Source organism: Mesorhizobium sp. 113-3-3, assembly GCF_016756495.1.
Lineage (GTDB): Bacteria > Pseudomonadota > Alphaproteobacteria > Rhizobiales > Rhizobiaceae > Mesorhizobium.
Genome location: NZ_AP023243.1, coordinates 6,223,361 through 6,236,688, shown reverse-complemented (window position 1 = coordinate 6,236,688; position 13,328 = coordinate 6,223,361). Strand labels below are relative to the sequence as shown.

General features: G+C 62.1%; 12 protein-coding genes. 5 read left to right on the top strand and 7 right to left on the bottom strand.

Annotation, left to right across the window (positions count from 1 at the left end):
• Positions 1–10: 10 nt before the first annotated feature.
• Positions 11–472, top strand: coding sequence for a 4'-phosphopantetheinyl transferase family protein (locus JG746_RS30240; RefSeq protein ID WP_202356065.1), 462 nt, complete (start codon positions 11–13; stop codon positions 470–472).
• Here JG746_RS30240 and JG746_RS30235 read toward each other — a convergent pair.
• A complete protein-coding gene (locus JG746_RS30235) occupies positions 454–2,088 on the bottom strand; it encodes an ATP-binding cassette domain-containing protein (protein ID WP_202356064.1) in 1,635 nt (544 codons plus the stop codon). The genes JG746_RS30240 and JG746_RS30235 overlap by 19 nt on opposite strands.
• The gene (locus JG746_RS30230; RefSeq protein ID WP_202356063.1) at positions 2,085–3,716 is read right to left on the bottom strand and encodes an ABC transporter transmembrane domain-containing protein; all 1,632 of its coding nucleotides are present in this window, start codon (positions 3,714–3,716) and stop codon (positions 2,085–2,087) included. The genes JG746_RS30235 and JG746_RS30230 overlap by 4 nt, the downstream gene beginning before the upstream one ends.
• A gap of 438 nt (positions 3,717–4,154) precedes the next feature.
• On the opposite strand from JG746_RS30230, the gene JG746_RS30225 reads away from it, so the two are divergent.
• Together JG746_RS30225 and JG746_RS30220 are read left to right on the top strand one after the other, a co-directional pair.
• Positions 4,155–6,548, top strand: a complete 2,394-nt coding sequence (locus JG746_RS30225; protein WP_202356062.1) for a phosphoketolase family protein — start codon at positions 4,155–4,157, stop codon at positions 6,546–6,548.
• 18 nt (positions 6,549–6,566) lie between these two features.
• A complete protein-coding gene (locus JG746_RS30220; RefSeq protein ID WP_202356061.1) occupies positions 6,567–7,733 on the top strand; it encodes an acetate/propionate family kinase in 1,167 nt (388 codons plus the stop codon).
• 35 nt (positions 7,734–7,768) lie between these two features.
• On the opposite strand, the gene JG746_RS30215 is transcribed toward JG746_RS30220, so the two are convergent.
• The 3 genes from JG746_RS30215 to JG746_RS30205 form a co-directional block, all read right to left on the bottom strand.
• The gene (locus JG746_RS30215) at positions 7,769–8,284 is read right to left on the bottom strand and encodes a GNAT family N-acetyltransferase (protein WP_202356060.1); all 516 of its coding nucleotides are present in this window, start codon (positions 8,282–8,284) and stop codon (positions 7,769–7,771) included.
• A gap of 63 nt (positions 8,285–8,347) precedes the next feature.
• Complete coding sequence (locus tag JG746_RS30210) at positions 8,348–8,980, bottom strand: helix-turn-helix domain-containing protein (protein ID WP_202356059.1); 633 nt, start codon at positions 8,978–8,980, stop codon at positions 8,348–8,350.
• 214 nt (positions 8,981–9,194) lie between these two features.
• A complete protein-coding gene (locus tag JG746_RS30205) occupies positions 9,195–10,019 on the bottom strand; it encodes a universal stress protein (protein ID WP_202356058.1) in 825 nt (274 codons plus the stop codon).
• Between the two features lie 449 nt (positions 10,020–10,468).
• On the opposite strand from JG746_RS30205, the gene JG746_RS30200 reads away from it, so the two are divergent.
• Both JG746_RS30200 and JG746_RS37865 read left to right on the top strand, forming a co-directional pair.
• Positions 10,469–10,879: a phasin family protein gene (locus JG746_RS30200; RefSeq protein ID WP_202356057.1), complete on the top strand. Its 411-nt coding sequence runs from the start codon at positions 10,469–10,471 to the stop codon at positions 10,877–10,879.
• Positions 10,880–11,135: 256 nt separating this feature from the next.
• On the top strand, positions 11,136–11,327 hold the full coding sequence (locus JG746_RS37865) for a hypothetical protein (protein WP_446721127.1): 192 nt from the start codon (positions 11,136–11,138) through the stop codon (positions 11,325–11,327).
• Positions 11,328–11,403: 76 nt separating this feature from the next.
• Here the strand turns inward: JG746_RS37865 and arcC are convergent, their stop codons facing one another.
• Positions 11,404–12,309, bottom strand: a complete 906-nt coding sequence (arcC, locus tag JG746_RS30190) for a carbamate kinase (RefSeq protein ID WP_202356055.1) — start codon at positions 12,307–12,309, stop codon at positions 11,404–11,406.
• 1 nt (position 12,310) lies between these two features.
• Complete coding sequence (gene argF, locus JG746_RS30185) at positions 12,311–13,312, bottom strand: ornithine carbamoyltransferase (protein WP_202356054.1); 1,002 nt, start codon at positions 13,310–13,312, stop codon at positions 12,311–12,313.
• Positions 13,313–13,328 lie beyond the last annotated feature (16 nt).

Below are 13,328 nucleotides of genomic sequence, written 5' to 3'. Positions count from 1 at the left end.
TAGCAATTCGGTGAACACAGTTCGCAGACAAAGTGGTGCTGCTCGAATCGTTGCCCGATCATTGCTCCAAGAGTTGGGCCAGGCCTGCGAAGCGATCAACAAGTCAACGGGTGGACCACCAATCTGGCCCAGAGGAATTGTGGGTTCATTGGCGCATGATCGAAAAACAGCAGTGGCGGCCGTTTCACCGAAAAGCAGATTTTTGACTCTCGGTATTGATATCGAGCCAGCAGAAACCTTGCCCAAAGATCTCATCGACATCGTGACGACAAATGGCGAACGCAGTCGCCTTGGCATGTCTCCACTTTATGCCCGCTGCCTGTTTGTTTTAAAGGAGGCCGTTTACAAAGCTTCATTCCCTTTGGATGGTCTTTTCCTCGATTTCTATGACGTTGACGACGTTGAAGACGCCGCGGTTACTGGCCGGCAGTGGCGATTGCACCATCGTCCAGCTCACCCTTGCGCAATGTGACGAAAGACGAGACCCCCCGAAGCCATTCCGCATGGCTCGTGGCTCGACAGGATCACGATGCGTTGCCGCAGCCGATGCAGCAAGATGCTGAGGATGCGTTCGCCCTGTTCGGCATCAAGATGTTCGGTCGGTTCATCCAACAGCACGATAGGCTTGTCGGAAAGCCAGGCGCGGGCGAGGTTCAGCCTTTGCGCCTCGCCGAGCGACAGCTCGCCTTGCGTGAGCCAGCTGTCCAAGCCGCCGGCTGCGCTGATCCTGCCCTCCAGTTCCACCGCGTTCAACGCAGCCCACAATTCTTCGTCGGTGGCGTTTGGGGCAAACAGGTTCTCGCGCACCGTGTCGGCCAAAACGGTCGCGTCGTGCGGGCAAAAGCAAGTCATGGACCGGCGTGCTTCCAACCGCAGCCCCACGCCATCTGCCGCGATGCGTCCATCACCGGCATCCAGCCAGCCGGCGATCTGCTTGAGCAGGGAGGTCTTGCCGCAGCCGCTGGGGCCATGCAGGGCTGTCGGCCTGCCCGCTTTGAACACTGCGGCGAGAGGCCGTCCAATCCGTCGGCCATCTGGAGCACAGCGCGGCAAGCCGTCCAGGGAAAGCGTGGAAATGCGATCCTGGGCATATCGACGTGGCGGTGCGTCCGGAGCGGTAAGCCATTTCGCCAGCGCGGCCTTCGCTGCCTTCGCGCGTACAAAGGCAATCAGAATCCTCGATGCGCCCTGGAGAGAGTCCCCGACGGCAAGCCAGGCGAATGCCAGGAGCGCCGGTGGCAACAGAGCCGCGCCGCGCAGGCCCGCCAGCCACGCGCATGCCAGAACGCTCAGCATGGCGCATGGCGCCATGCAACTGGCCAGCATGTCCAACAGCGCCTGGCGGCGGCGAAGCATCAGCGCGCGGTTCTGCGCATCGGTATAACCGCCGAACGGCTCGCCAAGCATAGCGTCCCAGCGCCTTTCGCCATGTAACGGAACCACGGCCTGCATCGCGGCGCCAAGCAGGCGCGAGGCGTGCCGCCGGCTTAGGCGCAGTGCAGCCTGATCGGCTTCAATCCGGCTGGCGAGGTAGACGGCCGCGGCGGCGCTCGCCGCGAAGAGGATCAAAATAGCGACGCCTGCCAACGGGGTCATCCAAAGAGTTGTTGCCAGAAGCAAGAGAAGGGCAACACAAAGGGTCACCGACGGCAGGCTGACGCGCAGGCGTGCGTAGTCCACGTCCTCGACATCGTCGAGAAAGTCGGCAAGGCGATCCTGGTTGCCAAGTTGCCAACTGGCCCTGCGAACGGACGGGGCGGCGGCCATCGCGGCGAAAAGCGCCGATCGGCGCACGTTCTGATCCGTCAGCGCCGCCCGATGCCCGACAACACGCTCGCCATATTTGGCCGCCGTTCGGGTCAGGGCGAACAGCCGTATGAATGCGGCGGGCATTTGAAAGCTGAACGTCAAAGCGGCGGGTGTCATTCCAGCCAGAGCGACAGCGCCCAAAAGCCATACGGATACGCTCGTCAGCAAGATCCCTCCCGCCAAGGCCGCAAATGCGAACACAAGGGCGAGGCGCCATGGCGCCGTCTGCCGGATGCTTGCCTGCGGCAGGTTGACGATCGAGGAAACGTTGTCTTTCACGCGACCTTCTCCTGTGCCTGCCGGTTGTGCCATCCAACGTCGATCGTGTTGCCAGCAAGCATGGCCAGGGCCCTGTCATGCGTTGCGACGAGAACCAGGCGGGTCTGCGCCGCATCGGCGAGCGCGCGGCGGACCATCGCGGCATTTGCGGGATCAAGCTTGGCGGTCGGCTCGTCGGCGAAGATGTCGCGGCCCGAGAGCAGCGCTCGCGCCAGTCCGATACGCACGCGTTGTCCGCCTGAAAGGTTTTCGCCGCCGGCCTTGATCGATGCATCGATCCCTCCAGGCAGAAGCGCGTCGTCGAGGAGGCCGACACTGCCCGCAGCCAGGAACAAGCGGGTCCGGGAACACGGTCCAGCTTCCCAGCCGATGGCGTCGCCAAGGGTGCCTTCGGGTACATAGATCTCGGTCGAGCACCACGCGATGCCAGGCTGGTCGCGCTCCGTTTGATCCGGCAGTGCTGAACGGAGCCCGGCAACGTGGCGCAGCAAGGTAGATTTGCCTGATCCGCTCGCCCCGGTGATGGCCACCAGCCCCGTCCGAGGCAGGAGCGATGCTTCGCCAAGCAGTTCGCGGGTCAAGATAGCCGCTTCGAAGTCCGCGAACTGCGGACGCGCTGCCAGAACAAGCGTGTCGAGCGCCGTGGCGGCTGCGAACCCCTCCGACTTGGCGTGATACTGCTCGGCATAACGGCGGAACGGAGCGAAATATTCGGGCGCGATCATGAGTATGAACAGGCTTTGCCAGAGTTGCAGCCCGGCAAAGCCGGGAACACTCATCAGCTTGAGATGTCCGAGGCCGAGAAATACGGCAAGGATCGCGATCGAAAGCGACGCGAAGAGGTCGATGATGCCAGCGTTGAGGAAGGCGACCCTGAGGACGCTCATCGTGCCCGATGTATAGGCGTCCATCCGCGTCGCGAGCTTGCGGCTCTCACGCGGCAGTGCATGGTTTCCCAAAATTGTCGGCAACGCCCGGATTCGATCGGCGAATTGTGCTGCGAGGCGGCCGAAGGCCTTCTCCTGTGCCTCGGCGCCGATCCGGATCGCACGGCCGATCAGGATAAAGAAGACAATCATCACCGGCGTTAGAACCACAAGTACCAACGCAGCTTGCCAAGAGACCGCCATGATTGCTGCCGCGGCAACCAGTGGGCCGAGCCCCAGCATGACCGAGGCCAGGCGATGTCCCACTGCGAGACTTGCGACGGCTTGCGGATAGCGTTGCAGTCCGGCAATCAACGTTCCGAGCGGCATTGCCTGGATGTCGCGGGACTGCGCCGCGGCAAGGGCGCTGCGCGCCGTCCCAAGTAGCCCATTGGCGACCTTCAGCTCCGTATTGGCAACAGCGCGGTCTGTCAAAAGGCCGATCGTGGAAACGAGGATCAGGGTAGCCAATGCCGCTCCGAGGAGCGGCAAATTGGCGTCTCCCGTGATCATCTCGCCGACGAAGATTGCAGACAGGCCGGTGAAGGCAAGTCGCAGGACCGAACGCACCATTTGGAGCGCTATAGCGGCACGCAGGCCGGGGGCGGCAAAGGTTCGCGCCTGGCAAAGTGCCGTGCTGCCCGGCGCTGCCGATGTAGGAATGGGATGCAGGTCGGACCCGTCAGGTTGTTCCGGCACCATTGGGCGATTGTCTTGGCAATTCGAGACGGCGTGGAGCATGACGGATTAGTGCCATGCCAAGGCTTTGAGCGAATTGACGCACATCAACGGCCCACCATTCAGTGACCCGCTGCGTCGTGGAACGTGTCCTTTGAGATTTGGAAGGACAACCCGCATCGGCCGGCCGGGCATTCAACTGGCAAATCCGTGAACGGCGCATTTGCGCTGCATCAATGCCGCGCGCACCCCGCCGACCTAGAAACGAAACCAGTCGACCGGGATTTCAGCTGGGATCCAGAAAGGATCGCAGCCGTTAGGTGACAGCGACGGTCACAGAGTCGCGGTAGATGTGTGCGACGGTTCCCGCCGACATCGGATTGAAAGCGTCGAAACGAACTCAACCCGCTGGTTTGCGTTGGACGGTAGCCAGGATTTTCGCGAATGCAGAGGAACAGGAAAATGGACGATCATTCGAGACCCGCGGCTGACGCCAACCGCTTGTCCGCACAGGAGCTGCGCGATCTCGACGCCTATTGGCGTGCCGCCAACTACCTGACCATCGGCCAGATCTACCTGCTCGACAATCCGCTGCTGCGCGAACCTCTGCGGCTCGAGCATGTCAAGCCGCGACTGCTTGGCCATTGGGGGACCTCGCCTGGTCTCAGCTTCATCTATGCGCATCTCAACCGCGCCATCAGGCAGCGCGACGCCAACGTCATCTATGTCTGCGGCCCCGGTCACGGCGGGCCTGCCATGGTTGCAAACACCTATCTGGAGGGCACGTACAGCGAGCTCAATCCGGACATCTCGCTGGATGAAACCGGCATGAAGAAGTTGTTTCGCCAGTTCTCCTTTCCAGGCGGCATCCCCAGCCATGCGGCGCCGGATGTGCCGGGCTCAATCCACGAGGGAGGCGAATTGGGATATTCGCTCTCGCATGCCTATGGCGCGGCATTCGACAACCCCGACCTCATCGTCGCTTGCGTGGTCGGAGACGGCGAGGCGGAAACCGGACCGCTTGCCACCGCCTGGCATTCCAACAAATTCCTCAATCCGGCGCATGACGGTGCGGTGCTGCCGATCCTGCATCTCAACGGCTACAAGATTGCCAATCCGACCATTCTCGCCCGGATCCCCGAAGAGGAACTGCGCGCGCTGTTCGTAGGCTACGGCTATGAGCCGCTGTTCGTCGAAGGCCACGACCCGGCCCTGATGCATGAAAAGATGGCGGTCGTGCTCGACGAAGCGCTCGACCGCATCAAGGCGATCCAGGAAACTGCGCGCAGCAGCGGCGCCATTGTCCAGTCGCGGCCGAGATGGCCGATGATCGTGCTGCGCAGCCCGAAGGGCTGGACCGGGCCCAAGGAAGTCGACGGATTGAAGACCGAAGGTTTCTGGCGCGCGCATCAGGTTCCCTTGTCGGGTCTCGCCGAAAACCCGGCGCATCTGAAGATGCTCGAGGATTGGATGCGCAGCTACCGGCCTGAAGAGCTGTTTGACGCAACAGGTGCTCCAGCGCCGACGATCCGCGCGACTGCTCCGCAGGGCTCACGGCGCATGAGCGCCAACCCGCATGCCAATGGCGGCCTGCTGCGGCGTTCTCTCGATTTGCCCGGCCTTGATCAGCATGCCATAGCGGTCGCGCGCCCCGGCGCCGTGAAGACAGAATCGACGCGGATCATGGGCCACTTCCTGCGCGACGTGATGGCGCTCAACCAGGATGCCAGGAACTTCCGCATCGTTGGCCCCGACGAGACGGCGTCCAATCGGCTCCAGGATGTCTTTGAGGTGACGGAACGCGCCTGGATGGACGAGATCCTTCCAGAGGACGTCCATCTCGGGCGAGACGGCCGGGTGATCGAGATCCTGTCCGAGCATACCTGCCAGGGCTGGCTGGAAGGCTATCTGCTGACCGGCCGGCATGGCTTCTTCTCGTGCTACGAGGCCTTCACGCACATCATCGATTCCATGTTCAACCAGCATGCCAAATGGCTGGATGCCTGCCGCAAGCTGCCTTGGCGCCAGCCCGTTGCGTCCCTGAATTACCTCTTGTCCAGTCACGTCTGGCACCAGGAACACAATGGCTTCAGCCATCAGGATCCAGGCTTCATCGACGTCGCCCTGAACAAGAAGGCAGATGTCGTGCGTGTCTATCTGCCGCCGGATGCCAACAGCCTGCTGTGCGTGACCGATCATGTGCTCAAGACCTGGAACCGCATCAACGTCATTGTCGCCGGCAAGGCGCCATCCTGGCAGTGGCTGGGCCTCGAGCAGGCGATCGTCCACTGCAACGCGGGCGTGGGGATATGGGAGTGGGCCTCGACTGACCACGGCGCCGAGCCGGACGTGGTCATGGCCTGCGCCGGCGACGTGCCGACGCTGGAGACGCTTGCCGCGGTGCAGATCCTGAAAGAGCATATTCCGGATCTGCGGATCAGGGTGGTCAACATTGTCGACCTGATGACCCTGCAGCCCAAGGAACATCATCCGCACGGCCTGTCGGACCGCGACTTCGACGCCCTGTTCAGCAAGGACAAGCCAGTGATCTTCGCCTATCACGGTTATCCCTGGACCATCCATCGCCTGACGTACCGACGGAACAACCACCAGAACATTCATGTGCGCGGCTACAATGAAGAAGGCACGACCACAACGCCCTTCGACATGACTGTACTCAACGGCCTCGACAGGTATCATCTTGTGCTCAGCGTGCTCGACCGGATTCCCGAGCCGAGCGGCGCCCATGTCGGGCTCAAACACGCGATGGAAGGAAAGCTGATTGAGCATCGCGCCTATATCCGCGCCCACGGGCAGGACATGCCGGAGATTCTCGGCTGGAAGTGGGTCCCGTAAGCTGGCGCCAGGCCGACCATGACTGATGCGGTGCTGGTTCTTAATGGCGGCTCATCCAGCTTGAAGTTCGCCGTCTTCGAGGAGCAGGGGACGCTTCCCCTGCTGTTGCGCGGCAGCGTGTCTTCACTCGGCCGAAATCCCAGACTGCGCACCATGGCCACGGCGGCGGCGTCCGCCATCGACACGAGCGTCGGCGATGGGCCGATCGCGATCGCCGACGCATTTTCGGTGGTGGCCTCGCTGCTCGCCGATCGCAATCTCCTCGGCCGCATCGGCAAGATCGGCCATCGCATCGTTCATGGCGGCCAAACCTTCACACATGCGGTCCGGCTCGAGGCAAAAACTCTTGCGGTTCTGCGCCGGCTGGAGCCACTTGCGCCGATCCACCAGGCGGTCAATCTTGAGATCGTGAAGCTGGCAGCTGAGCTGCTGCCGCATGCCGTGCAGGTCGGCTGCTTCGATACGGCATTTCATGCGACCCGGCCGGCGCTCGCCAAGATCTACGGTCTGCCGCGCGACCTGGCGGAGCAGGGAATCGTCTCCTACGGCTTCCACGGACTGTCTTACAGTCACATCGCGGGGATGCTGCGGGAACGGTACGGCACGGGCGCCGGCGGTCGCGCGATCGTTGCCCATCTCGGCAGCGGCGCAAGCCTCTGTGCCATGCGGGAAGGGGCAAGTGTGGCGACCACAATGGGATTTTCGACGCTCGATGGTCTCGTCATGAGCACCCGCTGCGGTGCGCTCGATCCGGGCGTGATCCTTCATCTTCTGCGTAGCAAGACCCTATCTGCCGATGAACTGAACGACCTTCTCTACGAGCGTTCAGGCCTGCTGGGCGTGTCCGGCATTTCCGGGGACATGCAGACTTTGCTCGACTCCAAAGACGCTGCGGCTGTTGAAGCCGTCGATCTCTTTGTCTATCGCGTCGGGCGAGAAATCGGATCGCTGGCTGCCGCGCTAGGCGGCCTCGACACTTTGGTGTTCACCGCAGGTATTGGTGAGCACGCGCCCCTGATCCGGCACAAGATCTGCGAGGCTGCCGCATGGCTTGGCCTGGCGCTTGACGAAGGGTTGAACCGAAGCGGCGGCGAACTCGTCAGCGCCGCGACGTCACGTGTCGATATTCTTGTCATTCCGGCCGATGAGGAGGTCGCCGTGGCGCGAGACCTGCTTGCATTCTAAGCAGGTCTTCTTGCGGCTGGATGGGATTCACGGACCTATGCGGGCAAGCTGGCGCCACGCTTGCGCTGAACCAGAACGAGGGTCGCATCGTCGGGGTCAGCCGTGACCGTGAAACCCATCTCGCGCTCAAGTTCGATCGCCGCCCGGTTCTCGCGATTTTCGATCGATTCGATCGTTTCGAGGCCGTGCTTGTCCGCGTAGCGCGCGACGTGGGCGAGCAATTCCCAGCTGACGCCCAGATGTTTGCGGTCATCGCGGATGCAGATGGCGACCTCGCCGCGCCGATCGGCCGGATCGCTGGCCAGCGTCGCCACCGCGATCAACATTCCGTCCGGTCCAAACGCCAGGAAATTATGGATATGCGCGTCGTCGGAGCGGGTCATCGCAACCAGCCTCTCGTGCGAAACTTCCCGCACGGCGCCAAGAAAGCGGAAGCGCAGATCCTCGGGCGTTACGTGCGTGAAGAACTCTGCAAGTGTCGGCTCGTCCTCGGGGCGGGCCTCGCGAACGTCAAAGCGGAATCCTGAGTGCGTGGTAAGGATGGTTTTCATCGTCTTCGGTCCTTGGCTTGCCCTTGCGGGCATTTTGGTCTGGGAGGCTGTGGCCGCGCCGCTTTATTCGCCCATGTCGAGGAGCACGTCCTGCTTGAGGATCTCGAGGCTGCGCAGGCCAAGCAGGCGAATGACGCCCTTGTCCTTCAGGCGGGTGAACACCCGCGACACGGTCTCGATGGTGAGGCCGAGATAGTCGCCAATATCCATGCGCGACATCGGCAACTCGACCTGGCGCAGGCCGCCCTGGCGCTCCGCCATGTCGACCAGGAAGGCCGCGACGCGCTCGATGGCATTCTGGCGGCCAAGCACCAGCAGATGTTCCTGGGCTCTGACGAGACCCTTGAGCGCCAGTGGCAGCAGCTGCCGGGACATATCCGCGGCCGCGGCGATCCGGAAAACCCGGATGCCGGTCGCATTGATCGCCTCGGCGAAGAAATGATGGGTGGCGTCGGCTTCGAAGCCGAATGTCTCTCCGGCCATATGGAAGGCGCTGATCTGCCGGCGGCCATCGGCCAGAAGGCGGTAGACACGCACGGCGCCGAATTCGACTTGGTAAAGCGGCCCTGCCTTTTCGCCTTGGGCGTAGATCTCCGTACCCGCCGGGAAGAAGCTTACCGGCTGCGTCGCATCGAGCAGAGCAAAAGGGTTCTGCTGCGTAGGCAGTTCGATATTGGCGATCTGTTGAGCGTACATGGCTGTGTTCCCGGTTGATCCGTGACAACAGAAATCGCGCAAATTCGAACCGGCCGAAATTCGTTTATGTCCCTAAGGGAAACTACTTAGTCGCTTGGTTGCACCGAACCTTGATAGGCAGAGCGTACGCATGAAATCCGCGCAGCCGCGCGTCGCGCCTCGGGTCAAAACGTTACGCAGGGCTTGGGCGTCAAGGCCGAGGTCCGTGACGCAATCAGCTCGACATGAAGCGGCTGAGCCAGACATCGTCAAGCAGCGAACGGGTCATCCCGCCGAAAACCCATTCCCTCAGGCGGCTGTGGCCATAGGCACCCGAGACGATCAGGTCGGCGCCGACCGAGCGGATGAAATCACTGAGCGCGGCGGGCTCGTCCTTGGCCTTTAGCACTTCCGTGCGCGCTCTGACGCCATGATGGAGCAGGAAGCCCGCAGCATCCTTCATGCTCTCCTCCAACCAGTCGGTTGGATGAGGGTCGATCGTTGCCAGCACGACCTCCTTGGCGCCGAGCATCAGCGGCACGGCGTCCGCCATGGCTCGTCTTGCTTCGCGCGTGTCTTTCCAAGCGACCACGATCTTGCGCGCCGGCACATCCTGGGCGCCATGCGCGACAACAATCACCGGCCTGCCGGCGCGCAACACCGCCGTTGCCGGGTCGGCAACCCTGTAGGCATTTCCAGTCAATACGCCTTGGGAGGCGTTCGTCAGGATAAGGTCGGCGGCGCGCGCATTGATGGCCAGGCTGTGGTTCGGATTGTCCACCGCGCCCCGCCATTCCGTCGACACCCTCCCAGCGGCGAGGCCATCGAACTGGCTGCGCAGATCCTTGCATCGTTGCCGGATTTCTTCCTTCGACTGCTCCCACAACTCGGCCGCCAACTCGGCGCCCTCCGGTGCCATTGTCACCGGTAAGGGCGCGTCGGCCGCACAGCACCCGATCAGCCGGGCATCGAATCTCTTGGCGAGATCTATCCCCGCCTTGGCAATCGGTTCGATCGGGCCGTCGATGTCGACGTTCAAGAGGATGGATTTGTAGCCCATTTGCATCGCGCCTGATCATTGTTTCGATGTCTGAAACTAGCTTGCGCGATTTGCGCTTGCCTTGACGGCGATCAAAGGCGGCGAAAGACGCTGGATATGCGGTGCTTCAGGCACCGGTCAACCATCTACGCCATAGTCGCGCCATCCGTCGCGCAGGCTCGTCGGCCGTAGGCGCCGGGGCTGTCATGACGGTTGCTCGACCATGATCGGCTTGATCGGGATCAATGTTTTGGGCGGCTGTTCTGTCATTCCTGTTCAGGATTAACGAAAGGATACGACCGTGTCTGCAGATGCTATCGTCCTATGGGCTGCCGCGCTTGGCTTTGCCTATGTCGCTGGTGTCTCGATTTGCTTCGAACTTGCTTCGGCCAGGAGAGGCGTGCCGTCTTCGATAAATTATGGCTTTGGCCGTCACACCCGGCCGCTTCGGGTGAAGGTGAGGTTTTGATATGACGACTCGCGGTCTGCAGGATGCCGACGCAGTTTTGGGTGAAGCGTTGCGCGCGCCGGAGCTTCTTCCGTTCATGAAGGCCGGGCAAAAGGTTTTGCAAATGAACGCCGCCCTGCAGGCGCAGGCGGCGGGGGCCTTGATCAGTTGCCAGATCGAAGGTCTTTTTTTCTTCAACCGTCGGTTTGAAGCCGGCCTGAACCTGGTCGAGACTCTGATCGCCCGCGACGATCTTGCCGATGCGTTCGACATCGTCGGCAACTTTGTCCAGAACTCTACCGCCTCCTACGCGAATGAAATCGGCAAGGTCGCCTCGATCGGCGCCAGGTTTGCCGCGCAAGCGGCCGGCCAAATGCGCAAGGAGGCACGCAACACCGTCGAGGACATGACTGCCGCGACCGCTGCCGCCTGAGGTGCCTGGCTCTGCGAAACACGCTGCCAACGAGACGGCACCGGCTTGCGCCCGTGCCGGATTTGAGCCAGATCAAGGCGGGTATTCGCAGCTCGTCTATCCTAAAATAATGAAACCTCGATCCGTAGCTGGGAGCTCTCTTTTGCTTGGACTTGCACTTCTTTGTGCGACGCCGGCATGGGCAGCTGACGATACGCAGGCCGCTCGCGGCAAGAGGCTTGTCGAGGCGAACTGTTCGCGGTGCCATGCCGTCGGCTTGAATGGCGAGAGCACCCATCCCGATGCGCCGCCCTTCCGCACTTTGTCGAGCCGCTATCCGATTGAAGATCTGGAAGAAGCGCTCGGCGAGGGGATTTCCACTGGCCACCCTGACATGCCGGAATTCGTCGCCACGCCCAGTCAGATCGACGCCATCGTATCCTACATCAAGAGCTTGAATCGCAGGTGAGACCTGTCCTGCGCCTATGGTCGACAGGCCGCGCCGCTGCGCCTTCGCGTCTGGGGACCGAGAGATCGACAGCGGCTTATGCGTAGAAGCAAGTGCCTTGCCGGCCTTTGACGATCTCGACCGCGTCCTCGAGCCGGCCGATCGCTGCCGGATTGCCGGTTGCATCGACGAATTCGATCGCGGCATCGATCTTGGGTCCCATTGACCCAGCCGCATAATCGCGCCCGGATATCTCTGTTGCCCTGACACGACGCAGGGCACGCGCACCGGCTGTGCCGTAGCCAACATAGACCGCATCGACGTCGGTCAGCATCAGCAGCATGTCGGCTGTCAGCTGCCGCGCCAGTAGCGAGCTCGCCAGATCCTTGTCGATGACGGCCTCAACGCCACCCAGGCTGCCATCGTCACGCGCCACCACAGGAACGCCGCCACCGCCGGTGCAGATCACGGTCACATTGTGATCGACCAGGTAGGCGATGACCGCCGCTTCGAGAATCTCCAGCGGGCGTGGGGAGGGCACGACCCTGCGCCATTTGTCGCCGTCCGGGGCAATCGCCCAGCCGCGCGAGGTCGCGAGGCGTCGCGCCGTGTCCTCATCGTAGACCGGCCCAATCGGCTTTGTGGGATGCGTAAAACCAGGATCCGTCGGGTCGACCTTGACCTGGGTGAGCAGTGTCGCGAACAGTCTGTGCTTGATGAGGTTGCCGAGCTCCTGTTCGATCATGTAACCGATCATGCCGGCGCTCTCGGCGCCGAGCACGTCGAGCGGGAAGGCGCTGCCGTCAGGGCCTGCCGCCGACTGGAGTGCGAGCAGCCCGACCTGGGGCCCATTGCCATGCGTGATGACGATAGAATGGCCCTCGCCGATCAAAGCCGCCAGCGCCGATGCCGCACGCCTGACATTGTCACGCTGATTGTCTGCGGTCATCGGCTCGCCGCGCCGCAACAGCGCGTTTCCGCCAAGGGCAACCACGATGCGCATCTCAGGTGCCGATCGTGGCGACGAGCAGGGCTTTGATCGTGTGCATGCGGTTCTCAGCCTGATCAAAAACGATCGAGGCCGACGACTCGAAGACCTCGTCGGTCACTTCCATGCAGTCGATGCCATACTCCTTGGCGATGAAGGCGCCGATTTCTGTTTCGGTGTCATGAAACGCCGGCAGGCAGTGCATGAATTTGGCGTGGGGGTTGCCCGTCGCTGCCATGACTGCGCCCGTGACCCGGTATGGCGTCAACAGGCGGATGCGTTCCGCCCAGCCGGATTTGTCCTCGCCCATCGACATCCATACATCGGTGTAGACGAAGTCGGCGTCCTGGACGCAGCTCGCCACGTCTTCATCCAGCCTGAATCGGCCGCCGCTTTGTACTGCGAGCTCCCTGACATGGGCGCAGAACGCTTCGTCGGGCCAAAGGTCCCTTGGCGAGGCAATGCGCATATCCATGCCGACCTTGGCTGCACCCAGTGCCAAAGACAGCGCGACATTGTCGCGGCCCTCGCCGACAAAGGCGACGGTCATGTCCGACAGATGCTTGTGCGTGAATTCGCGCATCGTCATGAAGTCGGCAAGGATCTGCGTTGGATGCGCCTCGTCGGTAAGGCCATTGTAAACGGGCACGCCAGCATGCGCGGCAAGCAGCTCGGCCTGGTGCTGGCCAAAACCGCGATACTCGATCGCGTCATACATGCGGCCCAGCACCCGCGCTGTATCTTTCATGGATTCCTTGTGGCCGATATGGCTGCCGCTCGGGCCAAAATATGTGACGTGGGCGCCCTGGTCATAGGCTGCCACCTCAAATCCCGTCCGGGTGCGTGTCGAATCCTTTTCGAAGATGAGCGCAATGTTCTTTCTGACAAGACGCGGGATCTCATGTCCGGCGACCTTGGCCGCCTTGAGGTCAGCCGCCAGCCTCAGAAGAAACCGAATCTCATCTGCGGTCAGATCGTCCAGCGTCAAGACGGAGCGGCCGTGAAGATTGATCGACATCGGAGAATCCTTTCTG